Here is a 24,495-nt window from a genome sequence, read left to right as displayed (position 1 = left end):
TTCGTGGTGCTCGGGGGACGGGCGGAGCCTAGAGGTGCGGGATGGACGTCCGCTACGCCTTGGTGACAAATTGCCGTCGTGATCCTGAATCCCTGGAGAGAAAAGGGAGTTGGGCGGTTGACAGGCCCGTACCGCTGGTCGTTCCGGCCGCGTCCGCGAGGTGGCCGCTCACCGAAGTGAGCGGCCACCCGGGGAGGCTGAGGCGACTACGGAATCGTCGCCCCCTCCGCGCTGAGCGCCGCCGTCACCGGCTGGAAGAACGTCTCGCCGCCCGAGTTGCAGTCGCCGCTGCCGCCCGAGGTGAGACCGATCGCGGAGGAGCCGTCGAAGAGGGCGCCGCCGCTGTCGCCGGGCTCGGCGCAGACGTCCGTGTCGATCAGGCCGGAGACGGAGCCCTCCGAGTAGTTCACGGTGGCGTCCAGGCCGGTGACCGAGCCGCTGTGCAGGCCGCTGGTGCTGCCGCTGCGTTGGACCGACTCACCGACGTAGGCGTCGGCGGCGCTGGTGATCTGCTGGGTGCTGCCGTCGTACAGGTCGACCTCGCCGGCCGGCGACGAGCCCGAGTCGTCGTACTGCACGAGGGCGTAGTCGGTGCCGGGGAACTGGGAGTCGACGGTCTGGCCGATCTCGCCGCCGCCCTGGGAGTCGGACCAGGTGGAGGAGGCGTTGCCGCAATGTCCGGCGGTGAGGAAGTAGGGGGCGCCGTTCACGGTGACGTTGAAGCCGAGGGAGCAGCGCACCGTGCTGCCCCAGATGGCGTCGCCGCCGGCCACGAGCGGCTTGAAGGGGGTGGCCGCGTGGCGCAGGACGGCCTTGCCGCCGAGCGTCTTGAGTGCCGCGCTCAACCGGGTGCGCTTCGCTCCGGTGACGGTGGGGTCGGCGGTGACCACGACCTTGTCCTGCCGGGGGTCGATCGACCAGGCGGTGCCGGCGATCCGGGCCTGCTTGGCCAACGTGGCGACGGCGGAGTGCAGTTGGGCCGTGGAGTAGGGCACGACTCTGGGGACGGCCCCGGCGGCCAGGACCTGCCGGGTCGCCGACCGGTCGGTGATGTCGACGACGATCCGCCGGGAGGCGGCGTCGTAGTAGGAACCGGCGGCACGGTCGCCGAGCCGGGCGGCGAGGGCGGCCGCGGCCCTCGCCTGGTGGGCCGGAGCGGCGGGTGCGGCGGTGGCCGCGCCGGCGCCCGGCAGCAGTACGGCGGCGGCGGCGAGGGCCGCCGCGGCGGTGCCCGCGAGGGTGGGGCGGGCGGTGGGTCTCGGACGGTTCGTCACGAGTGAGCCTCCTGAGGGGGGCGTCCCGCCCGCTGGGCAGGCAGGACCGGAGGGATTGGGGAGGGCATGGCGCCGGCTTGATTTGCTGGCGTGACCATGCCAGCTGAAGCGTCGATGAGTATGGCCATGCTCCGCCCACTCCCACAAGGCGCCTTTCCGGCCGCGCGGTTGAGGAGCGAGGCTGGTCCAACTCCCAGGGGCGCAAGGCGGATCAGCCTCCCTGGCCAGGGACGCGACACCGCGCGACGGCCGGCCCGCCCGTCATCCAGTCACTCGACACGTCCGCCCGGCTGGCCGGTAGGCAGCGGTTCCGTTCGTTTTCCGGACCGGCTGTTCTGGCATCGGACGCGCTGAGCGCGCAGGTCAGGCCCCTTTCGGTCAACTGCGCTTCGCGGAAGTGAAAAAATGTGGCAATGCCGGTTCGAGGCCCCGGCGCGGGGCCGGTACGCCGTCGGCGGCAACCTCGCGAGTGACGGCGCCGAGAACCGCCGTACGCCAGTGGCCGCCCGTCCTCCAGCGCGTACGCGCCGCCTGCGACGGGATCCGGCGGAAGGCGCCCCGACCGCCGGGGATCAGCGACGAGTCCGGCGTCCTGGCAGTCCGCTGCCGGTGTCCGAAGGGCCGCGTCGTCGCCCGTTCCCCCCGCGGTGCCCGCGCACCGTCACCGCCGGTCCAGAGGGACGCCCGTTCGCGGACCCGGGGTAAGACGTCGTCGCCGTGGAGCCCCGAGGCCGCGACTGACGGGCTGGCGCGCCTTGGCGTCGCGGCATTGGCCGACGGGTTTCGTACCCTGGCGTCATGCGCATGCGCCCCACCCTGAGCTGGACCCCCACCGAGGACCTGCCGCCGAGTACGACGGACCTGCAGCCGGTCGTCGACGCGCTGGCGGCCGGCCGGGTACTGGTGCTCAGCGGCGCGGGCATCTCCACCGAGTCGGGCATCCCCGACTACCGGGGGGAGGGCGGCAGCCTGAGCCGGCACACCCCGATGCTCTACCAGGACTTCACCGACAGCGCGCACGCGCGGCGGCGGTACTGGGCACGCAGTCACCTCGGCTGGCGGGCCTTCGGCCGGGCACGGCCGAACGCGGGGCACCGGGCGGTGGCCGCGCTCGGGCGTCAGGGGCTGCTCTCCGGCGTGATCACCCAGAACGTGGACGGGCTGCACCAGGCTGCCGGCAGCGAGGGCGTCGTCGAACTCCACGGCGGGCTCGACCGGGTGGTCTGCCTCGGGTGCGGCGTCCTCATCGCGCGCAAGGAGCTCGCCCGACGACTGGAGGAGGCCAATCCCGCTTTCTCGCCGGTCGCCGCCGGTATGAACCCTGATGGTGACGCCGACCTCACCGACGACCAGGTCGGGGACTTCCAGGTCGTGCCCTGCGCGCTCTGTGGCGGAATCCTCAAGCCGGACGTGGTGTTCTTCGGCGAGGCGGTGTCGAGCCACCGGGTCGAACAGTGCCGCGACCTGGTCCACGCGGCGGACTCACTACTCGTCCTCGGGTCCTCGCTGACGGTGATGTCCGGACTGCGGTTCGTCCGCCAGGCCGCGCAGGCAGGGAAACCGGTGCTCATCATCAACCGGGACGTGACCCGGGGAGACCGGTACGCCGTCACCCGGGTCGACCTACCGCTCGGAGCGGCCCTCACGACGGTGGCAGACCGACTGGGCGTTCCCGTCGACGACGAGGCGGCGGTCGGGGCATGAGCCCGCGCCGACAACAACTGATCGGAAGCTGTGGGCATCGACGGGTCTGAACGCGGCCCCCTGGGTCTCGTGCATGCCTCTCCGCCGCTTGTGGGCGATGCGGTCCCCGCTCCGGCCGGGACCGCATGACTTGGGTGAGCGCATGCTCCAGCGGGTCATCGCCGACCTCGCCGCCCGATACCCGGCCCTCCAGGTGCAGGGAGAGCAAGCCGCCAAGGCCCGCCATGGCGGGACAGGTATTTGCCGACCCGCGGGCGGCCGAGGGCCCACTGGGGCCGGTCGCCCACGCCGTGCTGCACCACAGCCGCCTCCGGGGGCGGTCGTCCCGGACGCCGGCTGACCGGGCGGGAGCTCAGCCGAAGAACACCTGGAACTCGTCGTACAGCGACGGATCCACCAGCTTGGTGTGGGCGGTGGCCTCGGCGAGGGCAATGCGGATGATCTCGGTGCCGCGCAGGGCCACCATCATGCCGAAGTCACCGTCGTTGACAGCGTCGACAGCGTGTAGCCCGAAGCGCGTGGCCAGCCAGCGGTCGAAGGCGCTCGGGGTGCCGCCGCGCTGGATGTGACCGAGGACCGTGGTACGGGCATCTGTGCCCGTGCGCTGCTCGATCTCCTGGGCCAGCCACTCGCCGATGCCCGATAGATGCACATGGCCGAACTCGTCCAGCTTTCGATCCTTCAGTATCATCTGTCCCTCTTTGGGGACCGCCCCCTCGGCCGCCACGACGATCGGCGCGTAATTGATCTTGAACCGGCTCTTCACCCACGCACAGACCTGGTCGATGTCGAAGGGTCGCTCCGGAACGAGGATCACGTTGGCCCCGCCCGCGACACCGGCCCGCAGCGCGATCCACCCGGAGTGGCGGCCCATCACCTCCACCACCAGCGTTCGCATGTGCGACTCGGCAGTGGTGTGCAGACGGTCGATCGCTTCCGTGGCGATCCCCACGGCCGTGTCGAAGCCGAAGGTGCAGTCGGTGCCGGACACGTCGTTGTCGATGGTCTTCGGCACGCCCACCAGGCGGATCCCCTGGCGGCTGAGTTCGGTGGCGACGCCGAGGGTGTCCTCGCCGCCGATCACGACGAGCGCGTCCACCTCGTGCGCGGCGAGCGTGTCCCGGATGCGCTTCACACCGTCCTCGTGCTTGAACGGGTTGGTGCGGGAGGAGCCGAGAATGGTGCCACCGCGGGGCAGGATCCCCCGCACCTCCTGGATGCCCAGCGGCACGACGCGGCCCCGCAGCGCACCGAGCCAGCCGTCGCGCAGACCGACGAAGTCGAAACCGTACTCCTGCACGCCCTTGCGGACGACGCTGCGGATCACGGCATTGAGACCGGGACAGTCGCCGCCGCCGGTCAGCACTCCCACCTTCATGGCTTCGCTCACCTCCGCGGACGTGAACTCCAAGCGCCGTTCGGCTCCCTTTCCATCATGTGCGACGGCGGTCCGTCGACGCACCTGCAGGCGAGCCCACCAGCACCATCCAGGGCCCGGGCAACCTGGCCATCACCGGAGAAGACCCCGTATGACGCCGCCGGGCGCCAGAACAGCCGCAGCCTGCCCGCCTCCGGCGGATCCGACGCCGGCACGCAGATCACGGACTACTAGGCGGTCGGCGACGGCGTGCACCGCCGCGTCGAACTCGGGTTCGCCGAAGGTGAGACGGAAACCCGGCTCGGCCGCGCGGGCCTCGTAGTCGGCGACGAGTGCCCGCACAGGTTCGGGCGCGTACTCCTTGAGCCGTGGCAGGGGCCGCAGGTCGTGGGGGTGCGCCAGCTGGTCGTGCCGGACCAGGAGCGGCAGGAGTTCCGCGGCGAACAACGGACTGAGCAGGAGGTCGTCGCACGTCTGCCCGCTCCCGCCCGTACTCGTGCGCCTGGGCGAACACCGCCAGCGGTCCGTCGTACCCCGGGCGGTACCACATCAGGTTCGCGATGTGGTGGCGCCAGTCGCCGAGCATCGCCTTCATCTGCATGCTCAGTGGAAGGAGCCGTACCGCTCCGGTCCCTCGCCGGACCAGGAGGCGAGCCAGTACGCCGCCCATTCGCCGTCCTCGTCCACGTCGTCCGGGTCGAGCAGCATGACCGCCGCGTCACCCTCGAGGGACAGGCGCAGGGAGCGGGCGAGGACCTTCGCCTCCTGAACGGCGAACGCCTCCTCACCGTCCTCGTCTTCCTCGACGTCGTCCTCCGTGAGGTCTTCCCAGACCTCGATCCAGGTGCGGTCGTCGGTGTCCCGCAGCCAGTCCAGCTCCGCGGTGCCCGCCAGCCGGTAGATGAAGTTGCCCGTGTCCCGCCACCCGTTGGTGACCAGCAGGAACTCCCGCAGCGAAGGCGGCAGTCGACGCCCCAGTCGGGCCTCGGCCGCGACGACCTCTGCCTCGCTCGCCGGCGCGAACCTGAGCCACGCGTCTCGCACGACCTCCTGCGCGAGCGGAGCGTCCTTCTCCGGGTCGTGCCCGGCGATCCACTCCGTGCTCCACTGCTCCAGGAACGGCCGCCACGCCGTACGCTCACCCATTGTTCCCTCCGCCTCCCGTACCCCCCGTTGTCTGACCTCACCTCACCACAGGGGTACGACAACGGGCTTCGGCCTGACTTGCCCGCACTGCGGAGGCACAGCAGATGTCAGTCGTCATTCGTTCTCAGCGCCGCCCGCCCCTTGGATAGAGGCGCTCGGCTGGATCAGCCTGGGTGTCCCTTCGCGAGCGCCCTCGTCATGCTGGTCGACGTCTTCGGCAGGGGATACGGCCAGAAGAGCGGCCACGAGGCCGGCACCCTCTGGCGGCGTACGACACCGGACGCTGCGGCCGCTGAGACTGCCTTGCCCTCACTCAGCTCAGCCGCCGTGCGGCGAGTGCTGTCCGTGCTCGGCGAGCGGGCCGATCGACAGGCCGGCGTCGCGGCAGCCGGACACGATGGCGGGCAGGGCACCGAGTGCGGCACGCCAGCAGCCGGGAGCCGACATCCGGTCCGTGTCGTGCAGGAGGACGGTACCGCCGCCGCGGAGATCGGCCATGACGGTCGAGCGCACCGACTCGGGGGTGGCCTGCGTCGTCCAGTCCCGGCCCCAGGCCGTCCACAAAACCGTCCGCAGGCCTGCCGCGTGGGCGGCCGCCCAGCGCCCGGACGTGAGGATGCCGTAGGGCGGGCGGTACCAAAGAGGGCGTCGGCCCGTCACGTCGTGCAGGGCGCCGATCGCGCGGCGCAGGGCGCGTGCGTCGCCTGGTGGGTCGGGCAACCAGGGGCGGTTGTGACTCCAGCCGTGCACGGCCAGTTCGTGCCCACGGCGGACGGTCTCGCGGACCACGGCGGGATGCCGTACCACGCTGTCGCCCAGCACGAAGAAGGTCGCCCGGACCCCGAGGGAGTCCAGTGCATCGAGGAAGAAGGGGGTGGAGGCGGGGTCGGGCCCGTCGTCGAACGTGAGGGCGATGTGGTCGGGGTGGCCGACGCCTGCCAGGCGGGGGAGGCCGAGGCGGCGGACCACAGGCAGCCAGGTGGCGGCCGGAGCGATGTGCGCGGCGGCGAGGGTCGCGAGAGAGGCCAGCGCTGCCGCCGTGTGCCGGGAGGGCGAGAAGCCGGGAGAACCGTGCATCGACGTCGACTCCTTCGTGGTGACGGATGCTGCGCCGCTTCAGGATTCCTGAAGTGCTTCAGGATTCCTGAGGTACCGGTCTTTGCGGGTCGGCACCCGGTCCGTCCCTCGCACCCGGCGCCGTGTCCCACCCGCCGGCGACCGACGGGGCACGCGCCAGCCCGATGCTGCCCGCTCCCATGAGCACCACGCCGACCACCTCGGGCGCGATCCGCGCGCCGAGCTCGATCTGCTCTCCGAACAGGAACCACCCCAGCGCCACGCTCGTCAACGCGTCACCGACGGTGAGGGCGGGCTGGGACGCGGCGAGCGTGCCGGCCCGGAACGCGCTCTGCAGCAACAAGAATCCGACGACTCCCGTCGCCGCGGTGGCGTACGGATGCCATGTCGTGAACACGGCGCCCAGCCCGTTCTGAAAGGTGCCGGTCACCTCTTTGAGCAGTGCGGCGGTCGCGGCGAAGGACACGGCGGACGCCAGCCCCAACAGGGCCGCGCGGGGCGCCCCCCGAACCGCGCGGGCGGCCACTGCCAGCCCGGCCACGGCAGCCGGCAGCACCCCGGCGAGCGGCAGCCAGCGACCCGCGGAGGCCGTGGACCGGCCGGAGGCGGGGGCGGCTGCCGCCAGGAACATCGCGAGCCCGGCGGCAAGGGCGGCAAACGCCAGCCAGGTCCTGATGTCCGGACGGCGATGGAAGACCAGGCTGCCGACGACAAGGGTGAACAGCAGTTCCGCGGCGAGCAGTGGCTGGACGAGGGACAGACCCCCTGTGCCCAGGGCGGCCGCCTGCAGAACGGTGGACAGGGCGAGCAGCGTGGTACCGGCCACCCAGTGGGGTCGCCGCAGCACATGCCCGAGCCAGCGCACGGCCTGCCGAAGACCGGTTCCCCCTTCTGGTTCATCGGTCGCGGCCCGCCGCTGCAGCACGGAGGCCGAGGCGTTGGACAGCGCCGCCAGCAGTGCCAGGACGACGGTGAGCACGCGCAGTCACCATTCACCCGAACACGGCGGCGAGCCGCCGGTACAGGGCCGGCGCCGCGCCGCGCACCCGGACGGGCAGCCGCAGCCAGCCGGGAACGTAGATCTCGTCCCGCCCTCGGGAGACCGCGGTCCACACGGCGTCCGCAACTCGCTCGGGCGGTACCGGTCTGGGGTGCGACCGCCGGTAAGGAGTGCCGCGCCGTTCGAAGAAGGGTGTGTCCACCACGCCGGGCACCACATGGCTGATCTCGACGCCGGTGCCGCGCAGTTCATAGCGCAGGGCATCGGCGAAGGTGCCCAGCGCTGCCTTTGCCGCCGAGTACACGGCCTCACCCCGCACTCCTACCGCCCGCGCCAGGGACCCGAGGAGCACCACGTGTCCGGACCCCGCCTCCACCATGTGTGGCACGAACTGCCGTACCAGACGGAGCGTGGCCAGCAGATCGACCTCGATGACTTCCTCGAGGGCGGACGCGGGCATGGTGATGAAGTCCCCGGCCCAGCCGATGCCTGCGCCGGCCACCAGCAGATCCACTCGCCCGACCTCGGCCAGGGCGAACCGGGCCAGCTGCCGTTCGGCGCCGGGCCGGGTGAGATCCCTGGGAAAGGCCCGCGCTCCGGCCAGCCCCGCGACATGCTCCAGACGTGCCACATCGCGCCCGTTGAGGACGAGCCTCCACCCTTCGGCGGCCAGCCGGCGGGCCACCGCGGCACCGATACCCGAGGAGGCTCCGGTCACGAGCGCCGTGCCCGCGCGCTTGACCCCGTCGGTCGGGGATCCGGGTGCCGGCGAGGACTGCGGGAACGCCGTGCGCGTACGCGAAACGTCGGCCGTCCCGGCAGGGGAGGGAGCATGAGACATGGGCGGATCCTCGGCAGCGAGGGGTGAACGCACGAGAAGCAGCCGTCCGCGGCGCTCCCGGCGTTCGGCGGGGAAGGCTACTCCAGAGTTACCAGGGCCCGGGCCGCCGAAACATTCGGGGAGAGCGTTTCACCGGCGCCGCGAAGGGAGACCCACTACGCCGTGCACTCACCCTCGCCGGTACCGCGCCGCCCCATGTCACGGGCGAGCGGCCCGCTGCGGCTGCTGATCATCAGCGCGACTATGGGAGAGGGCCACGACACCGTGGCCCGGGAACTCGTCCGGCGCGCCCGCGAACAGGGCTATGACGCGCATGTCCTGGACGTCCTGCGACTGTTGCCACTCGGTCTGGGAAGCGGACTGCGCCTCTTCTACCAGTCGTCCATACGGCACTACCCCTGGGCGTACGCCGGTCTGTACAACTCGCTGCTGCGACCCGGCACCGGGCATCGTCCCAGCGGTGTCCCCCTGGCCCGCCTGGCGAGCAGCCGTCTGACGGAGTTCGTGGAACGCACGGGCGCCGACGTGGTGGTCGACGTATTCCACCTTGCCGCGCAGCTGACCGGTCATCTGAGAGCCCTCGGAAGGCTGCGACAGCCGAGCGCCGTCTTCGTGACCGACTTCGCCGTGCACCGGCAGTGGCTCCATCCCGGCAACGACCTGTACCTCTGCCTGACCGACGATGCCGCGCGGGTGGTGCGGGGGAGCACAGCCGTCCCCGTCGAGACGACCGGCCCGGTCGTGGCGCCCGACTTCTTCGCGCCGGCCGCCGGGGCCGCGACCTGGCGACAACGCTTCGAGTGGTACGGCCCTGGGCGCACGCCCGTCCTGCTGTCCGCCGGAGCATGGGGAGCCGCCTCGGGACTGGACGAGACCGCTCGGCTGCTGACCGCGGCCGGCTATCTCCCCGTCGCGCTGTGCGGCCGCAATGAGCGCCTGCGCGCCCGCATGGCACGGGTGCCGGGCGCGCTCGCCCTGGGCTGGGTCACCGACATGCCCGGCCTGTTGCGCGCGGCCCGCGTCATGGTGGACAACGCCGCCGGTCAGACCGCCGTACAGGCTCTCGCCTGCGGGCTACCGGTGGTGGGTCACCGGCCGCTGCCCGGCCATGGCGCGGACGGTGTACGACGGATGGCGGCGCTCGGTGTCTCGGAGACGGCCCCGGACGGCACGGCCCTGCTGAGGGCGCTCGAGAGACTGTCGACGGACGGCTCGGCCCGGGACCGCAGAATCGCCCATGGGCGTGCGCTGTTCCAGGGGGATGCGCTGGGCCGGGTGGCGGCACTTGCCGACCTTCCGGTCAGGTGATCCGCGGGGTACGTACAGTCGGGCAGCCCACCGGGCACTGGCCGAGCGCCCGCTGATCCCGCCGACCACGCGGCTGCGCACGCGATGGCCCCTTCCCCCCTACGGACAGCCTCCGAGGGTGATGTCTCTGCCGGGCGTCGAGGGAACCGCTGCTGAAGAACCACGCCATCAGGTCAAGCGTCCCGGACCCTTGACTCGGAAGGTGCCCGCCCCGATCCTCGTCCCATATGTTGCGCTGGTCATGACAACCTCAGGGCGGTCGTCGACCGCGCGATCCCGCCGACCGAGGGACGTGGGCCGTGACGCCGACTCGACGCTCGTACCGCAGACGCAAGAACGTCACCGTGCTGTCGCTGCTTCTCTTCCTCCTGGCCCTGGCCTTCGGCCCCACGCCGAGTTCCGCGGCCGGAAACGACTGGTGGATCCCGACCTCGCCCCCGGCCCCGGACGCCCAGGTCAACGTCACCGGTGAGCCCTTCACCGGCACCGATGCCACGGGCGACGTACGCGGATTCATCGACGCGCACAACCACCTGTTCTCCAACGAGGCCTTCGGCGGGCGGCTGATCTGCGGGAAGGTGTTCTCCGAGGCCGGGGTCGCCGACGCGCTCAAGGACTGTCCCGAGCACTATCCCGACGGCTCCCTCGCGGTCTTCGACTACATCACCCACGGCGGCGACGGCAGGCACGACCCGGTCGGCTGGCCGACCTTCAAGGACTGGCCGGCGTACGACTCGATGACCCATCAGGCGAACTATTACGCCTGGCTGGAGCGGGCCTGGCGCGGCGGGCAGCGGGTGCTGGTCAACGACCTCGTCACCAACGGCATGATCTGCTCGGTCTACCCCTTCAAGGACCGCGGCTGCGACGAGATGACCTCCATCCGGCTGCAGGCCAAGCTGACGTACCAACTGCAGGACTACATCGACAAGATGTACGGCGGCCCCGGCAAGGGCTGGTTCCGCATCGTCACCGACAGCGCACAGGCCCGCGAGGTGATCAAGCAGGGCAAGCTGGCCGTCGTCCTGGGCGTGGAGACCTCCGAGCCGTTCGGCTGCAAGCAGGTCCTCGACATACCGCAGTGCAGCAAGGCCGACATCGACAAGGGCCTCGACGAGCTGTACGGGCTCGGGGTGCGCTCGATGTTCCTGTGCCACAAGTTCGACAACGCGCTGTGCGGCGTCCGCTTCGACTCGGGCGGCCTCGGAACGGCCATCAACGTAGGGCAGTTCCTGTCCACCGGCACCTTCTGGCAGACCGAGAAGTGCACCGGCCCCCAGCACGACAACCCCATCGGCAACGCCTCCTCCGCCGCGGAGAAGGACCTGCCGGCAGGTGTGGACGTCCCCTCGTACGACTCCGACGCCCAGTGCAACAAACGCGGCCTCACCGACCTCGGCGCCTACGCCGTTCACGGCATGATGAAACGCAAGATGATGCTGGAGATCGACCACATGAGCGTCAAGGCGGTCGGCCAGGCACTGGACATCTTCGAGGCCGCGTCCTACCCCGGCGTGCTCTCCTCGCACAGCTGGATGGACCTGAACTGGACCGAGCGCGTCTACTCCCTCGGCGGCTTCGTCGCCCAGTACATGCACGGCTCCCAGGGGTTCGTCGCGGAGGCCGCCCGCACCAAGGCGCTGCGCGACAAGTACCACGTGGGCTACGGCTACGGGACCGACTTCAACGGCATCGGCGACCACCCGGCCCCGCGCGGTGCCGACGCCCCCAACAAGGTCACGTACCCCTTCAGGAGCGCAGACGGCGGCTCGGTCATCGACCGGCAGACAACCGGTGAGCGCACCTTCGACTTCAACACCGACGGTGCGGCCCACGTCGGCATGATCCCCGACTGGATCGAGGACATCCGGCTCAACGGTGGCCAGGGCGTGGTGAACGACCTGATGCGGGGCGCCGAGTCCTACCTCGACACCTGGGGGGCGACCGAGCAGCACCAGGCATCCGTCAACCTCGCCAAGGGCGCGACCGCCACCGCCAGTTCGTCCGAGTGGAATCCGTTCACCAGCTACCAGCCGGGCCGGGCCGTCGACGGTGACGACGGCACCCGCTGGGCGAGCGACTGGAGCGACGACCAGTGGTGGCAGGTCGACCTGGGCGCGACCCACCGGGTCAGCCGGGTCACGCTGGCCTGGGAGCGTGCATACGGCAAGTCGTACCGCATCGAACTCTCCACCGACGGCACCGACTGGCAGACCGTCTGGTCCACCACGTCCGGCGACGGCGGTCTGGACACCGCCCGCTTCACTGGCACACCGGCCCGCTACGTCCGCATCCACGGCCTGCAGCGCGGCACCGACTGGGGATACTCGCTGTACGAAGTGGGCGTCCACAGCGCCTGAGGTCCGTCACCACCCCCGAGGACACACATGGCACGCATGCCGTCGGCCGAGCGGCGCAGACAGCTGACGGAAGCGGCGATCAGGGCGATGGCCCGGGACGGTGTCGCCAGGACGACGACCCGGTCCATCGCCGCCGAGGCGGGCGTGTCCCTGAGCGTCTTCCACTACTGCTTCGACTCCAAGCAGGCCCTGGTCGAGGCCGTCATCACCACCCTCACCGATCACTCGGTGACCGTGGTGAAGGAGGTCCTGCGGCCCAGGGCCACGCTGGAGGAGACCGTCCGGGCCGGTTTCCAGGCGTACTGGGACCACGTCCGCAGCCACCCCGACGAGCACATGCTTACGTACGAACTCACCCAGTACGCCCTGCGCGAGCCGGGTTTCGAGCACCTGGCGCGACGGCAGTACGAGCTGTACGGCGCCGCCTACACCGAGCTCATCGACGGGCTGCGCCGCACCATGGGCCTCCGACTTGCCGTCCCCGCGTCGGTGCTGGCCCGCTATCTGGCCGCCATGACCGACGGGCTGACGCTCAACTACCTCGTCCTCGGCGACCAGTCGGCCTGGGCCGACATCCTCGACACGGTCACGACCCACATCGCCGGCCTGGTCGATGACGATCTTCGCCGGGCCTAGAGCTGTCGTTCGGAACAGCAGAGGAGCCGAACGACAGGCCCTGGTCACAGCAGACGCACGACAGCCCTCCCCTTCGCGAGGGGCGGTGCCGAGGTCAGCGGGTGCCCGGTCCGCCGCTGCCGAAGGCCCCGCTGTTGCCCTCGCTCCAGCGCTTCCGCTTCTGCGAGGCACTCGTCCTGCTCGGTGTATTGCCGTGACCGGGCAGCTCGTGCGGGGTGAGCCGGTGCTCGCTGCGGGGGATCTCGGCGGGTTCGCGGTTCTCTTGTACCTCGCGGACCGGGCCGTCGTCCGGCAGCTGCGGCTGATCCTCCGGGCGTGGCGGAGCGGGTTCGCGGCGACGGATGCGGGCGCCCAGGAAGAAGGCACCGATCAGCAGGGCCACGACCGCCACCCCCACGACGACCAGGCCGATTCCGAGTGCGCCGCGGCCTGCGGCGATGTCCATCCATGAGGTGCTCATGGGCTCGCGGGTACCCATGGGACCCGGTGCCAACCGAACCGAGCGGCCGGACCGCGGTCACCGGTGTTTGAGGCGATCGGCGAAGGCAACCCGCCAGGTGTGACTTCGACGACCCAGCAGGAGCTCTTCCGCTTCCTGGAGGACCGCTTCGCCTGTGCGCAGGCGTGCACCGAGTGCGCACGCGCGTGTGCTCTGCGCGCAAGCCTCGTGGACCCGGACGGCACGGAGGAGCAGGAACTCGTACGACGCAAGGGCATCATGTGCGCGGAGGTGTGCGACGCGACCTGCCGTGTGCTGTCCGAGCAGAACCGCCTGGACGAGGCCGCCATCCGCATCCAGGTGGAGTGGTGCCGCACCGTGTGCCTGGAGTGCGCGCATGCCTTCGACCGGCTGCCGGGTGCCGAGGACGGCGCGAAGGCCTGCCGGCAGTGCGCCGATGTGTGCACGGAATTCCTCGCCACGCTGAACTGACGCTCACCACGGCGCCCCGACCGGCTGCCCGAGGCGCACGTTCCAGCGCCCGGACCTGCCGCTGAGCTCGATCGCCGTCAGCGGCGGGACGTCCGCGCGCCAGAACGCCGACTCCGGCGCGCCGAGCGCCCGGACCGCCGCGGCCCGTGCGGCCTCGGGCTCGACCACGGCGAGGGTCCGGCCGTGCGTCTGCGCGACCGTCTCCAGCCAGCCCGCCACCCGGTCGCACAGCGCCACCACCGACTCCCCGCCGTGCGGCGCGGCGGCGGGGTCCGACAGCCAGCGGGCCAGCGCCTCCGGCTCACGCTCGCTCACCTCCGCCAGCGTCGCACCGCGCCAGCGGCCCGCATCCAGTGCCGCCAACTCCGGCGCCTCCACGGCGTCGAGGCCGAGAGCGACGGCCGTCTCGCGGCAGCGCAGGGTGGGGGAGACCCAGACCCGTTCCGCCGCCGGGAGCGTGCCGGCGGCCGCCCGTGCCTGCCGCAGTCCGGCGGCGTCCAGCGCGCAGCCGTCGTCGAAGCGGGCCTGTCTGAGCGCCGCGGTGATCGCAGGTGAGACCAAGATCACTCGGCTCGTCATGTGTCCACTCCCGCGCTCGAGATCGCTCCGAAATCCTTGAACTGACCATGATCTGGCGGCGAAGGCGGCTCACCGGGGGCGCTCACGGCCGTCCCGTGCGCCCTTGGCCCCACCTCTGCTTCGCGGTACCTTCTCGTGGATATTGACGACGGCACAGCGGAAGCCGGTGGAATTCCGGCACGGTCGCGCCACTGTATGCCGGGCACGCACCCTGGGTGTGTGCCGGGCGAGTCAGACCCGCCCCGTCGTCGCGTGCACCACCGAGACGGGACGCGAGTTCCCCAGGAGGGCCTGCCATGGCGCAGTCTGTCGCTCAGCCGACCACCACCCCCACCGCCGTACCGGCAAAGCTGCCGATCGGCGCGATCGTCCCCTGGGCGGTCTTCTTCGGCATCCTGATGCTGGTTCTGCTCTACTTCGTCGGCGCCGAGCAGGGCGCCACCTCCGTGATGAGCGGGGACAACGTCCACGAGTGGGTGCACGACGCCCGCCACCTGCTCGGCTTCCCCTGCCACTGAGGGCGGCGAGAAAGCACAGCCGCCCATGAACTCGGCAACCGTCCGCAACCTCCTGGTGCGCGGCATGCTCGCGGGACTCGCCGCGGGCCTGCTCGCCCTCGTCGTCGCCTACTTCCTCGGTGAACCGCGCGTGGACGCGGCCATCGCCTACGAGGAGGCGCACTCCCATGAGCACGGCGTCGAAGCCGTCAGCCGCACGATGCAGTCCACCGCGGGCCTGTCCACCGGTGTCCTGGTCTACGGCGTCGCGTTCGGTGGCATCGCCGCCCTCGCGTACTGCTTCGCGCTCGGCCGCATCGGCCGCTTCGGGCCGCGCGCGAGCGCGCTGCTCCTGGCGGCCGCCGGGCTGATCAGCGTGTACGTCGTGCCGTTCCTGAAGTACCCGGCCAACCCGCCGTCCGTCGGCGACCCCGACACCATCGGCAAGCGCACCACGCTGTACTTCCTGATGGTGGTGCTGAGCGTGCTGCTGGCCGTCGCCGCCGTCATCCTGGGCAAGCGCCTCGCGCCCCGCCTGGGCAACTGGAACGCGACGCTCGCCGCGGGCGCGTTCCTCGTCCTCGCCATCGGGCTCGCGTACGCGTTCCTGCCGTCCTTCAACGAGGTCCCCAAGGACTTCTCCGCCACCCTGCTGTGGCAGTTCCGGCTGGCGGCCCTGGCCGTCCAGTTGACCCTGTGGACCTCCTTCGGGCTGGTCTTCGGGGTGCTGGCGGAGCGCCTTCTCGTCCCGGAACCGGTGCGGGCGAACGGCGCCACCCAGGCAACTCCCGTCGCCCACTGACCGGTTCCACCAGGTCACTCGGCAAAGGGCCCCCGGTCATCGACCAGGGGCCCTTTCCCTGTCCCTCGCCATTCCCAATTTCTGGAACACGTTCTACGGTGTGCGCCGTCAGGACCGGCCTGGGAAGCCTGGAGGCGCCGTGCACCTCGAATACACGCCCGAGCAGCAGCGGCTGCGCACCGAACTGCGCTCGTACTTCGCCGAGTTGGTGCCGGACAACGCCTACGCCCGGCACGGCGACCCGGCCGCCCAGAAACGCTTCTACCGCCAGACCATCCGGCGCCTGGGCACGGACGGCTGGCTCGGCGTGGGCTGGCCGAAGGAGTACGGCGGGCGCGGGCTCACCGCCATGGAGCAGTTCATCTTCTTCGACGAGGCCGCCCAGGCCGGCGTACCGCTGCCGCTGATGGCGCTGAACACCGTCGGCCCGACGATCATGCAGTTCGGCACGGACGAACAGAAGGCGTACTTCCTGCCCAAGATCCTCGCCGGCGAGATCGACTTCGCGATCGGCTACAGCGAGCCCGACGCGGGGACCGATCTCGCGTCCCTGAAGACGCGCGCCGTACGCGACGATGGGGGCACCTCCCGCTCGAGCGAATTCGAGAGTGGGGGAGAGTACGTCGTCAACGGGCAGAAGATCTGGACCACCAACGGCGACACCGCGGACTGGGTGTGGCTGGCGACCCGCACCGACCCCGACGCCCCGCCCCACAAGGGCATCACCATGCTCCTCGTCCCCACCACCGACCCCGGCTACTCCTGCACCCTCATCAACACCCTCGCCTCGCACGACACCACGGCCAGCTACTACGAGAACATCCGCGTCCCCGTCTCCCGCCGTGTCGGCGCCGAGAACCAGGGCTGGCGGCTGATCACCAACCAGCTCAACCACGAGCGCGTCACCCTCGCCGCCCACGGCACCATGGCCATCCGGGCGCTGCAGGACGTGCAGCGCTGGGCCACGGAGACCAAACTCGCCGACGGCCGCCGCGTGATCGACCTGCCCTGGGTGCGCCGCCGCCTCGCCCAGACCCACACCAGGCTCGACGCGATGAAACTGCTCAACTGGCGGATGGTGCACGCCGTCCAGAACGGCACGCTCACCCCGCAGGACGCCTCCGCGGTCAAGGTCTACGGCTCCGAGGCGCGCCGGGACGCCTATGCCTGGCTGATGGAGATCGTCGGCGCGGCGGGCGCACTGAAGGAGGGCTCCGCCGGTGCGGTCCTCCACGGCGAACTGGAGCGCGGCTACCGCTCCGCCGTGATCTTCACCTTCGGCGGCGGCAACAACGAGATCCAGCGGGAGATCATCTCGTGGATCGGTCTGGGGATGCCGAGGGTCCGGCGTTAGCCTGCTGTGACCACAGACCTTAGTTGTCACATACCGAGGATAGTTGGCACCGTGATTCTGTGGGATCAGGATGACGGCCGAGCCGTGATGCGGCAGTTGGCACTTCGACGCGAGCACACTGGGAACGCCGTCGACTGCGACTTCGCGGTGATGGCGGCTCCAACTCAAGATCGAGAACTTACCGCCTGCAGGGCTGAAGTTCTCCGCTGGCGCCGCGTCCGAGGTTGCCCGTGGGCGTACACCATCGGCAGCGGCCGTTCTGGCGGGGATCTTGGAGATGCCGTTCGCGGACTCGAGGGCGGTGGATGACTGAGCCCTGCTGCCCTCTCGTCAGGTGACGTCCTCGAAGCGGGTGTGCGCATCGATCAGTTGGTGCAGGGGGCGGGCCGGCTCGCGATAGCGCGGCAACGTGGGCGGGCCCCATCCCTGGTAGGGCGGCAGCTCCGGCTTGGCACCGGCCGGGCGGGCGATCTCCTTGGGCTCGACAGCGACGATGTAGGACCAGCCGCGTTCCTCCAGGGCCAGGCGGAAGCAGACACTGCGGCCGTATCCGCAGTCGGCCACAATCACCGGCACCGACGGAAGCCAACCCGCCAGCCTCTCCAGCAGCCCCAGGGGCAGGCGGGGCTTGGGCACATGCCCCACCTCATCGGGCACGCCCGCAGCCGTGCGACGCCGCGTGTCGTGCGCCCGTTCCTCGGGTAGGAACAATTCCCATTCCAGTGGGCAGGAGGCGGTATCCGTGGCCGCATGCACACTGACGGCGACCTGGCAGGTGGCCCGATTCCCCAGTGCCCCGCAGTACTGCCGGGCCACCCCCACCGACGCCCGCCCGCACTTGGGAAACGCGACGTCGTCGATGACCCACACCTCGGGCTTGACGACCTGGACCAGCCGCTCGTCGATCCGCCGCCGCACCGGCGTCCGCTGCCACGGCGACTGGTTGACGAACTGCTCCAGGGCCTGCATGTTCCCGTCCGGCAGCCGCTGCGCCATCGGCTGGATCGACTTGCGCCGGCCGTCCAGCATCAGCCCCCGCAGATAGCAATCGCTCTACATCGCAGGCATCTTCCTTTGGTCCGCACGGTGATCCAAACGAAAGTCCCTAGGTGCGACTGGGCCAGCCGGAAGGCGACGTGTGGAGTGCCTGCGAGGTGACAGTGGACATGTCCGGCAGGCCGTTTTGTCACGCCTCGGCAAACCTGGCAAAAGGAAGTGATGACTGTGTCGGGCACTTCTTGCTCCGTGCCGCGTCCGCCGAGCACGCACCTGGTCACCGGGAATGCCTCGAAGCGCGGTGAACTCCAGCCTCTGGCGGGCCGTGGGCCGCGGACCGGGTCCGCTCCGCTCGGGGCGTGCGTCGGCGCTACGGGGCGGTGGGACGCGGGGCGGGTGAGGGCGAAGAGGTAGCCGCGTTCGTCGTCGAGACGCAGGGCGTGGGGGACGGAGGGACGGCTTCGGAGAGGTGCGGGTGGCGGCCCTGCTCCAGGCGGGTGTAGCGGGTGGTGACACACGCCAGGGGCGCGACCTCCTCACGGCTTGGGCACCCGGCGCGCCCCGCGCCCGGTGGCAGTCCGGCGGTGTTCGGGGTGAGGAGGGGGCGACGGGAGCGGAGAAAGTCGCCGAGTTCGCCGTTGTACCCCATTCCTCAGGTATTGGAGGCGCGTGGGACTGTGTGCGGTGCGAGGATGACCCAGACGACGCTCAGGTGGCCGGTGCGGTAGAGGGCGGGGCCGTCGTCCCCCGGACCACGAGGTGTGGAGCCACCACCTGTTCCCCGGTACCGGTGTCGCGACCGTCCAGGCGTGCGATGGCCCGGTCCACGGCGAGGTGGGCGAGGCGGGGGATGTCCTGCCCGACGGTGGTGAGGTCGATATGGGCCAGGCGGGCCAGATGGCTGTCGTCGAAGCCGACGACGGAGATGGCGCCGGGGACGGGAATGCCGCTGCGGAGGAAGACATCGAGGACACCGGTCGCGCAGCGGTCGTTGAAGGCGAGGACCGCGGTGGGGCGCGGGTGGGAGGCGGCGAGAACCTGGGCGGCCTCGGCGCCCTCTGCCTCGGTGAGGCCCCCGGGCACGACGCGGATGTGCTCGGTGAGACCGTGGCGGCTCATGGCGGTGCGGTAGCCGCGTCGCCGGTCGGCTGCGCCGGGTGCCTTGCCGCCGTCGATGTGGGCGATGGCGCGGTGGCCCAGCGCCACGAGGTGGTCGACCGCTTGGCGGGCGCCCTTGTCGTCGGCGGTCCGTACGACCTCCAGGCCGGGGACGGGTGGCCGCAGGTGGCGGGCCACAGAGACGACCGGCAATTGCCCGGCGAGCTCCGTCAGCCGTGAGGCGGGGGCCTGTGGGCCCAGCAGGATCAGCGCCTCGCAGCGGTCGTCGAGCAGGGTTTCGACGGCACGCTGCTCACCCCGTCCGGCGCTCACGGCGCTAAGCGCGATCTGGTATCCGGCTGGTTCGGCGGTGGCGTAGATGCCCTCGACCAGGTCGGCGTGGAAGGGATGCTGGAGGCCGAACTGCACGCCGAGCAGGTGGGAGCGGTGGCTGCGCAGCAGTCTCGCCCGGGCGTCCGGGCGGTAGCCGATCTCCCGCGCGGCCTCCAGGACACGCTCGCGGGTGGCGGCGCTGGCCCCCTTCGCCCCGCGCATCACGATGGAGGCCAGCGCGGTGGACACGCCTGCCCGCGTCGCCAGGTCGGCGAGCGTCGGCCGCTTCCCGTCCGGGACCGCCGGGGTCGCAGGCATCCTGTCCTCTCCTGGTCGGTCTCGTCTGCTGGGGACCGATTGTAGAACGTTCCATGTGGGCGTTGCTTCAGGAGAGGGCTCGGCAACGGCACGGTGACGTGAGAGGTACGACCCTGGCGGCGGCCGCTCGGGCTGGAGAAGGCGCCGCCGAGTCGGCGTCGTGTGCTCGGTGCTACGGCCGCACTGTCACCGGGCTCTCCCTGACGTCACCCACGCTGACCGCACCGCCCGTGGTGATCGAACCGATCGAGGCGAGGGCGATGCCCAGCGCGGCCCGAGCGTCCTCGCCGGTGACCGACGGAGCACGCTTGTCCCGGACGCTGTCGGTGAACTCGGCCAGTTCGGCAACGTAGGCCGCGTGGAAGAGATCCTGGTCGTAGCTGACGCACTCGGCGGCAGCGCCGGCCGCACCGTAGGACGTGAGGTGGCTGCTGCGCACGTCACCCAGGGTGAGCATGCCGGTCGAGCCCTTGACCTCACCGCGGACGTCATAGCCGTACACCGCCTGGAAGTTGGCCTCCGCCGTGGCGATGGCGCCGTTGTCGAAGCGGATCGTCACCACGGCCGTGTCGAGCAGTCCGTGGTCCTTGAAGTCGGGCCGGACCAGGGCGTCGGCCATGGCGAAGACCTCGACGGGCTCTGAGCCGGGGTTGAGGTAGCGCAGGACGTCGAAGTCGTGGATGAGCGTCTCCAGGAAGATCGTCCACGGCGGGATGCGCGACGGGTCGTGCAGGTTGGGGTCCCGGGTGAGGGAACGCAGCAGCTGCGGGGTACCGATGTCACCGGCGGTGATCTTCTCGTGGGCGGCGCGGAAGCCGACGTCGAAGCGGCGGTTGAAGCCCACCTGGAGCACCACGCCCGCCTCATGTGCGGCGGTGATGGCGCGGTCGGCTTCGTCGAGGGTGACGGCCATCGGCTTCTCGCAGAAGACCGACTTGCCGGCGCGTGCTGCGGCCTCGATGAGTCCGGCGTGGGTGCGGGCGGGCGTGACGATCACGACCGCCTCGATCTCGGGGTCGTCGAGCAGGTCACCGATCTCCGTGTACGTCTTGGGGCAGCCGAGACGATCGGCCAGAGCCTTCGCGGCCCCGGGTGCGGGATCGGCAATGGCGGCCAGCCGTACACCGGGGAGGCGGCGGGCCAGGGTCTCGGCGTGGAAGGAGCCCATGCGTCCGGCGCCGATGAGGCCGACCGCGAAAGACTGGGGGGAGGTCATGGCACATACTCCGTGATCTACGTCGTGGCTTCGGTGGTGGCGGCTGCCGTGGTGCGCGGACGCGAGGGCGGGGCAGATGTCCCGCGGTCGCTCCTGTCAGACGGTGAAGGCGGCCCGGAAGCGTTCCAGAGCGGCCTCGCTGTCGCTGGATGCCCATGCCTCCATGGCGACGGTGCCGTCGTAGCCGATGTCTGCGAGGGTGCGGGCGACGGCCGGGTAGTTGATCTCTCCCGTGCCGGGTTCGCAGCGGCCCGGCACGTCCGCCACCTGGATCTCACCGATGAGTCCCGCGCCGTGGGCGCGGCGCACCAGCTCGATCAGATTTCCCTCGCCGATCTGGGCGTGGTACAGGTCCAGGTTCATGCGCAGACCGGGCCGGTTCACGGCGGCAACCAGCGCCAGGGTGTCGGCAGCCTTCGCGAAGGGCACCCCGGGGTGATCGACGGCGGTGTTGAGATTCTCCAGGGTGAAAATGACCCCGGCGTTCTCGCCGAGCTCGGCGATCCGGGTGAGTGTGCGGTGCGCCGCCATCCACATCGCGCCGGTGGGCTCCCCGGGTACCGGCACCACGGGCAGCCCCTGGCTGTCCAGACCGGTTCCGTGGAGGTTCAGGCGAGTGCAGCCCAGGTGCTCGGCCGCCTTGAGTGACTCCTCGGCCGTGCGCAGCAGTTCGGCGGCGCCGTCGTCCTCGGTGAGGCTGCCGCTCACGTACCCCGTCATCGAGACGATCTCGGCGGACGAGCGGGCGAGGGCATCGAGATCGTGGTTCGTCCAGTCCCAGATCTCGACCTGGAAACCGGCCTCGTGGATACGCCGTGCCCGCTCCTCGATCGGAAGGTCGCGGAAGACCATCTCCGCACAGACCGCCAGTGCGTACATCGTGGTTCTCCTCATCTCCGGATGACCGGGAACTAGAACGTTCTATATACTCTGACCAGTACGCCAGCCACCATGAGCCGCTGTCAAGTGTCCGGTGGCCATGAAGCCTGTAACGTTCCAGCAATCTCGCGCGGAAGCCGTCAGCACCGCGTAGAAGCCCGCCACGGCGCGTCAACTGCGCCGGGGGTCCCCATGGGCCGGCCACCGCGCGAGCTGGTGGCTTGGTTACTCGGGGGCTCTGCTCGGCCGCTCGTCGGCAGGGAGCGTCAGCCTCGGGCGTCGGGTGCCGGTCAGGCCGCAGCCGGCCAGGTGCTCGCGCGTGCTGACGGCGATGGGCAGCGGCACCTCGGGTGCGCAGGGGTAGAGGTCCTGCTCGACGATGACGAACAGCTCGGCGTCGAGGGTGGCGAGTGCGGTGACGATGTCGGCGGGGTTGGGCACGCCGGCGGGCGGGGAGACGCACACCCCGCGCTTGACGGCCTCGCCGAAGGAGAGGTTTTCGGCGGCGACCTGGGCCAGGACGGCGGGGTCCATCTGCTTGATGTGGACGTAGCCGACGCGTTCGCCGAAGCGGCGGATGAGGTCGAGGTTGTCGCCGCCGCCGTAGGCGACGTGGCCGGTGTCCAGGCAGAGGTTGGTGTAGCGGGGGTCGGACTCGTTCAGCAGCCGTTCGATCTCGGGCTGGGTCTGGATGTGGCTGTCGGCGTGCGGATGGATGACGAGGCGTACGTCGTACTCGTCGAGCAGCAGCTTGCCGAGCCGGTCGGCGGCCCTGCCGAAGCCCGCCCACTGTTCGGCGGTCAGCTCGGGCGACTCGGTGAACGCGCCCGTCTTCTCGTCCCGGTACATGGGCGGGATGAAGACGAGGTGGTGGGCGCCGGCGGCGGCGGTCAGGCCGGCGATCTGCCGGAGGTGGGCGAGCATGTCGTCCCAGGCCTCGGGGCGGTGCAGCGCACCGAAGACGGTGCCGCCGGAGACCTGCAGGCCGCGGGCGTCGAGTTCGTCCTTGAGGCGCTGGGGGTCGGTGGGGAGGTAGCCGTAGGGGCCGAGCTCCAGCCACTCGTAGCCGGCCTGGGCAAGTTCGTCGAGGAAGCGGGTGTACGGCACCTGGTGCTCGTCCTCGGGGAACCAGACGCCCCACGAGTCGGGGGCCGAGCCCAGGCAGAGGTTGCCCGCAGTGGTGCGGAAGGGAGGTGGCGCCGTTGCCATGGTGTGTCCTTCGGAGTGCGGCACGGAAACTCAGTTGGAGGTGGGGAAGTTGAAGCCCGCGCTGACCTGCTGCTCGGGCTGGGGCCAGCGAGTGGTGACGACCTTGGGGCGGGTGTAGAAGCGGATGCCTTCGGGGCCGTGGATGGGGGAGTCGCCGATGAGGGAGTCCTTCCAGCCGCCGAAGGAGTAGTAGGACATCGGGACGGGCACCGGTACGTTGATGCCGATCATGCCGACCTTGATGTGGCGCTGGAAGCGGCGGGCTGCTTCGCCGGAGGCGGTGAACAGGGCGGTGCCGTTGCCGTAGGGGTTGGCGTTGATGAGGTCGATGGCCTCGTCCAGGGTCTCGACTCGGAGGATCGCCAGCACCGGGCCGAAGAGTTCCTCCTTGTACGCTGCCATCTCGGTGGTGACGTGGTCCAGGAGGGAGGGGCCGGTGAAGAAGCCCTCGGCGTAGGCGGGGTCGTCGAGCTTGAGACCGCGGCCGTCGACGACGACGGTGGCGCCCTGGGTGGCGGCGACGCCGACCGCGCTCTCGACGCGCTCCTGGGCGGCCTTGGTGACCAGCGGCCCCATCTCGGTGCCGGGCTGGTCACCGGGGCCGACCTTCACCTCACGGGCCTTGCGCTCCAGCACCTGCACGAGTCCGTCGGCGGCGTCGCCGACGGCGACGGCGACGGAGACGGCCATGCAGCGCTCGCCGGCGGAGCCGTAGGCGCCGGCGGTGATGTGGTTGGCGGCGAATTCGAGGTCGGCGTCAGGCAGGACGACGGCGTGGTTCTTGGCGCCGCCGAGGGCCTGGACGCGCTTGCCGTGCGCGGTGGCCTGTTCGTGCACGTACTTGGCGATCGGAGTCGACCCGACGAAGGAGACGGCCTCGATGCCGGGGTGGGTGAGGATCGCGTCGACCGCGTCCTTGCCACCGTGCACCACGTTGAAGACACCGTCGGGCAGTCCGGCCTTCTTGTACAGCTCGGCGACGAAGTTCGCGGCCGACGGGTCGCGCTCACTCGGCTTCAGGATGAAGGTGTTGCCGGTGGCGATGGCCATGGGGTGCATCCACAGCGGCACCATCGCGGGGAAGTTGAACGGGGTGATGCCGGCGACGACGCCGAGGGGCTGGCGGAAGTTGTGCACATCCACGCCACGCGAGACCTGGTCGGAGAAGGAGCCCTTGAGGATGTCGCCGAGGCCGCAGGCGAACTCGACGACCTCGCGGCCCCGGGTGATCTCGCCGCGGGCGTCGTCGACGGTCTTGCCGTGCTCGGCGGAGATGATCCTGCCCAGCTCCTCCTCGTGCTCGAGGAGCAGCTGGCGGAAGGCGAACATCACCTGCGTGCGCTGGGTGAGCGACGATTCCGACCAGGTCTCGAAGGCGGCAGAGGCAGCCTGGACGGCCGCGTCCACGTCGGCCGCGCCGCCGAGGACGACCTGGGCCTGCTCGGCGCCGGTGGCCGGATTGAAGACCGGCTGGGTGGCTGTGGCGGTGCCCTGGACGGGAGCGCCGTTGATCCAGTGCTGGATGGTGGTCACGGTGCGGGTTTCCTTTGCGGGGACGG

The 24,495-nt window shown here is 70.7% G+C and carries 22 protein-coding genes, 1 pseudogene and 1 riboswitch; of the genes and pseudogenes, 8 read left to right on the top strand and 15 right to left on the bottom strand.

Going from position 1 to position 24,495, the window contains the following annotated elements; translation table 11 throughout:
- Positions 1 to 206: 206 nt before the first annotated feature.
- On the bottom strand, positions 207 to 1,274 hold the full coding sequence (locus ACWCRD_RS18500; RefSeq protein ID WP_450966860.1) for a S1 family peptidase: 1,068 nt from the start codon (positions 1,272 to 1,274) through the stop codon (positions 207 to 209).
- Positions 1,275 to 2,072: 798 nt separating this feature from the next.
- On the opposite strand from ACWCRD_RS18500, the gene ACWCRD_RS18495 reads away from it, so the two are divergent.
- Positions 2,073 to 2,978: an NAD-dependent protein deacetylase gene (locus ACWCRD_RS18495; protein ID WP_450966859.1), complete on the top strand. Its 906-nt coding sequence runs from the start codon at positions 2,073 to 2,075 to the stop codon at positions 2,976 to 2,978.
- Between the two features lie 352 nt (positions 2,979 to 3,330).
- Here ACWCRD_RS18495 and ACWCRD_RS18490 read toward each other — a convergent pair whose 3' ends face one another.
- The 6 genes from ACWCRD_RS18490 to ACWCRD_RS18465 all read right to left on the bottom strand — a co-directional run bounded on the left by ACWCRD_RS18490 (position 3,331) and on the right by ACWCRD_RS18465 (position 8,420).
- A complete protein-coding gene (locus tag ACWCRD_RS18490; RefSeq protein ID WP_450967023.1) occupies positions 3,331 to 4,356 on the bottom strand; it encodes a 6-phosphofructokinase in 1,026 nt (341 codons plus the stop codon).
- 132 nt (positions 4,357 to 4,488) lie between these two features.
- Positions 4,489 to 4,803, bottom strand: a complete 315-nt coding sequence (locus tag ACWCRD_RS18485) for a hypothetical protein (RefSeq protein WP_450966858.1) — start codon at positions 4,801 to 4,803, stop codon at positions 4,489 to 4,491.
- A gap of 156 nt (positions 4,804 to 4,959) precedes the next feature.
- The gene (locus ACWCRD_RS18480) at positions 4,960 to 5,502 is read right to left on the bottom strand and encodes an SMI1/KNR4 family protein (RefSeq protein ID WP_450966857.1); all 543 of its coding nucleotides are present in this window, start codon (positions 5,500 to 5,502) and stop codon (positions 4,960 to 4,962) included.
- Between the two features lie 318 nt (positions 5,503 to 5,820).
- Positions 5,821 to 6,579 carry a polysaccharide deacetylase family protein gene (locus ACWCRD_RS18475; protein ID WP_450966856.1) on the bottom strand — a complete coding sequence of 253 codons (759 nt, stop codon included), beginning with the start codon at positions 6,577 to 6,579 and terminating at the stop codon, positions 5,821 to 5,823.
- A gap of 58 nt (positions 6,580 to 6,637) precedes the next feature.
- Positions 6,638 to 7,564 carry a DMT family transporter gene (locus tag ACWCRD_RS18470; RefSeq protein ID WP_450967022.1) on the bottom strand — a complete coding sequence of 309 codons (927 nt, stop codon included), beginning with the start codon at positions 7,562 to 7,564 and terminating at the stop codon, positions 6,638 to 6,640.
- A gap of 7 nt (positions 7,565 to 7,571) precedes the next feature.
- Entirely contained in the window at positions 7,572 to 8,420 is an 849-nt protein-coding gene (locus ACWCRD_RS18465; protein ID WP_450966855.1) for an SDR family NAD(P)-dependent oxidoreductase, read from the bottom strand.
- 195 nt (positions 8,421 to 8,615) lie between these two features.
- Here ACWCRD_RS18465 and ACWCRD_RS18460 point away from each other — a divergent pair, with 195 nt between their 5' ends.
- From ACWCRD_RS18460 to ACWCRD_RS18450, 3 genes are all read left to right on the top strand, one after another.
- Positions 8,616 to 9,728: an MGDG synthase family glycosyltransferase gene (locus ACWCRD_RS18460; RefSeq protein ID WP_450966854.1), complete on the top strand. Its 1,113-nt coding sequence runs from the start codon at positions 8,616 to 8,618 to the stop codon at positions 9,726 to 9,728.
- Positions 9,729 to 10,027: 299 nt separating this feature from the next.
- Positions 10,028 to 12,088: a galactose-binding domain-containing protein gene (locus ACWCRD_RS18455; RefSeq protein WP_450966853.1), complete on the top strand. Its 2,061-nt coding sequence runs from the start codon at positions 10,028 to 10,030 to the stop codon at positions 12,086 to 12,088.
- Positions 12,089 to 12,115: 27 nt separating this feature from the next.
- Complete coding sequence (locus tag ACWCRD_RS18450; RefSeq protein WP_450966852.1) at positions 12,116 to 12,724, top strand: TetR/AcrR family transcriptional regulator; 609 nt, start codon at positions 12,116 to 12,118, stop codon at positions 12,722 to 12,724.
- 94 nt (positions 12,725 to 12,818) lie between these two features.
- Here ACWCRD_RS18450 and ACWCRD_RS18445 read toward each other — a convergent pair whose 3' ends face one another.
- Entirely contained in the window at positions 12,819 to 13,184 is a 366-nt protein-coding gene (locus ACWCRD_RS18445) for a DUF6479 family protein (RefSeq protein ID WP_450966851.1), read from the bottom strand.
- A 99-nt stretch (positions 13,185 to 13,283) separates the two neighbouring features.
- Between ACWCRD_RS18445 and ACWCRD_RS18440 the strand changes: the two genes are divergently transcribed.
- Positions 13,284 to 13,655 (top strand): ferredoxin, encoded by a 372-nt coding sequence (locus tag ACWCRD_RS18440; RefSeq protein WP_450966850.1) that lies wholly within the window; start codon positions 13,284 to 13,286, stop codon positions 13,653 to 13,655.
- 3 nt (positions 13,656 to 13,658) lie between these two features.
- Here ACWCRD_RS18440 and ACWCRD_RS18435 read toward each other — a convergent pair whose 3' ends face one another.
- The gene (locus ACWCRD_RS18435) at positions 13,659 to 14,234 is read right to left on the bottom strand and encodes a histidine phosphatase family protein (RefSeq protein ID WP_450966849.1); all 576 of its coding nucleotides are present in this window, start codon (positions 14,232 to 14,234) and stop codon (positions 13,659 to 13,661) included.
- A 132-nt stretch (positions 14,235 to 14,366) separates the two neighbouring features.
- A riboswitch (cobalamin riboswitch) is annotated at positions 14,367 to 14,495 on the top strand.
- A gap of 35 nt (positions 14,496 to 14,530) precedes the next feature.
- Between ACWCRD_RS18435 and ACWCRD_RS18430 the strand changes: the two genes are divergently transcribed.
- The 3 genes from ACWCRD_RS18430 (at position 14,531) to ACWCRD_RS18420 (ending at position 16,887) form a co-directional block, all read left to right on the top strand.
- The gene (locus tag ACWCRD_RS18430) at positions 14,531 to 14,752 is read left to right on the top strand and encodes a CbtB domain-containing protein (RefSeq protein ID WP_398953592.1); all 222 of its coding nucleotides are present in this window, start codon (positions 14,531 to 14,533) and stop codon (positions 14,750 to 14,752) included.
- Positions 14,753 to 14,777: 25 nt separating this feature from the next.
- Complete coding sequence (locus tag ACWCRD_RS18425; RefSeq protein WP_450966848.1) at positions 14,778 to 15,533, top strand: CbtA family protein; 756 nt, start codon at positions 14,778 to 14,780, stop codon at positions 15,531 to 15,533.
- Positions 15,534 to 15,672: 139 nt separating this feature from the next.
- The gene (locus ACWCRD_RS18420) at positions 15,673 to 16,887 is read left to right on the top strand and encodes an acyl-CoA dehydrogenase family protein (protein WP_450966847.1); all 1,215 of its coding nucleotides are present in this window, start codon (positions 15,673 to 15,675) and stop codon (positions 16,885 to 16,887) included.
- A 366-nt stretch (positions 16,888 to 17,253) separates the two neighbouring features.
- Here the strand turns inward: ACWCRD_RS18420 and ACWCRD_RS18415 are convergent.
- The 6 genes and pseudogenes from ACWCRD_RS18415 to ACWCRD_RS18390 all read right to left on the bottom strand — a co-directional run.
- A pseudogene (locus tag ACWCRD_RS18415) lies at positions 17,254 to 17,937 on the bottom strand (IS701 family transposase); the annotation flags it as partial.
- A 654-nt stretch (positions 17,938 to 18,591) separates the two neighbouring features.
- The gene (locus ACWCRD_RS18410; RefSeq protein ID WP_055705507.1) at positions 18,592 to 19,632 is read right to left on the bottom strand and encodes a LacI family DNA-binding transcriptional regulator; all 1,041 of its coding nucleotides are present in this window, start codon (positions 19,630 to 19,632) and stop codon (positions 18,592 to 18,594) included.
- A gap of 172 nt (positions 19,633 to 19,804) precedes the next feature.
- A complete protein-coding gene (locus ACWCRD_RS18405) occupies positions 19,805 to 20,848 on the bottom strand; it encodes a Gfo/Idh/MocA family oxidoreductase (RefSeq protein ID WP_450966846.1) in 1,044 nt (347 codons plus the stop codon).
- Between the two features lie 96 nt (positions 20,849 to 20,944).
- Positions 20,945 to 21,727 (bottom strand): TIM barrel protein, encoded by a 783-nt coding sequence (locus ACWCRD_RS18400; RefSeq protein WP_351476447.1) that lies wholly within the window; start codon positions 21,725 to 21,727, stop codon positions 20,945 to 20,947.
- Positions 21,728 to 21,952: 225 nt separating this feature from the next.
- Complete coding sequence (locus ACWCRD_RS18395; protein WP_450966845.1) at positions 21,953 to 22,936, bottom strand: TIM barrel protein; 984 nt, start codon at positions 22,934 to 22,936, stop codon at positions 21,953 to 21,955.
- A 30-nt stretch (positions 22,937 to 22,966) separates the two neighbouring features.
- Complete coding sequence (locus ACWCRD_RS18390; RefSeq protein ID WP_450966844.1) at positions 22,967 to 24,469, bottom strand: CoA-acylating methylmalonate-semialdehyde dehydrogenase; 1,503 nt, start codon at positions 24,467 to 24,469, stop codon at positions 22,967 to 22,969.
- Between the last annotated feature and the right edge of the window lie 26 nt (positions 24,470 to 24,495).

This window comes from Streptomyces sp. NPDC002092 (assembly GCF_053593775.1).
This window is presented reverse-complemented; position numbering and strand designations above follow the sequence as displayed.

Excerpts from the sequence above, each read along its gene's own strand:
- ACWCRD_RS18400 (WP_351476447.1), bottom strand. The coding sequence starts at position 21,727 with ATGTACGCACTGGCGGTCTGTGCGGAGATGGTCTTCCGCGACCTTCCG.
- ACWCRD_RS18405 (WP_450966846.1), bottom strand. The coding sequence starts at position 20,848 with ATGACCTCCCCCCAGTCTTTCGCGGTCGGCCTCATCGGCGCCGGACGC.
- ACWCRD_RS18460 (WP_450966854.1), top strand. The coding sequence starts at position 8,616 with ATGTCACGGGCGAGCGGCCCGCTGCGGCTGCTGATCATCAGCGCGACT.
- ACWCRD_RS18425 (WP_450966848.1), top strand. The coding sequence starts at position 14,778 with ATGAACTCGGCAACCGTCCGCAACCTCCTGGTGCGCGGCATGCTCGCG.
- ACWCRD_RS18490 (WP_450967023.1), bottom strand. The coding sequence starts at position 4,356 with ATGAAGGTGGGAGTGCTGACCGGCGGCGGCGACTGTCCCGGTCTCAAT.
- ACWCRD_RS18475 (WP_450966856.1), bottom strand. The coding sequence starts at position 6,579 with ATGCACGGTTCTCCCGGCTTCTCGCCCTCCCGGCACACGGCGGCAGCG.
- ACWCRD_RS18465 (WP_450966855.1), bottom strand. The coding sequence starts at position 8,420 with ATGTCTCATGCTCCCTCCCCTGCCGGGACGGCCGACGTTTCGCGTACG.
- ACWCRD_RS18480 (WP_450966857.1), bottom strand. The coding sequence starts at position 5,502 with ATGGGTGAGCGTACGGCGTGGCGGCCGTTCCTGGAGCAGTGGAGCACG.
- ACWCRD_RS18410 (WP_055705507.1), bottom strand. The coding sequence starts at position 19,632 with ATGCCTGCGACCCCGGCGGTCCCGGACGGGAAGCGGCCGACGCTCGCC.
- ACWCRD_RS18430 (WP_398953592.1), top strand. The coding sequence starts at position 14,531 with ATGGCGCAGTCTGTCGCTCAGCCGACCACCACCCCCACCGCCGTACCG.
- ACWCRD_RS18495 (WP_450966859.1), top strand. The coding sequence starts at position 2,073 with ATGCGCATGCGCCCCACCCTGAGCTGGACCCCCACCGAGGACCTGCCG.
- ACWCRD_RS18450 (WP_450966852.1), top strand. The coding sequence starts at position 12,116 with ATGGCACGCATGCCGTCGGCCGAGCGGCGCAGACAGCTGACGGAAGCG.
- ACWCRD_RS18435 (WP_450966849.1), bottom strand. The coding sequence starts at position 14,234 with ATGACGAGCCGAGTGATCTTGGTCTCACCTGCGATCACCGCGGCGCTC.
- ACWCRD_RS18445 (WP_450966851.1), bottom strand. The coding sequence starts at position 13,184 with ATGAGCACCTCATGGATGGACATCGCCGCAGGCCGCGGCGCACTCGGA.
- ACWCRD_RS18395 (WP_450966845.1), bottom strand. The coding sequence starts at position 22,936 with ATGGCAACGGCGCCACCTCCCTTCCGCACCACTGCGGGCAACCTCTGC.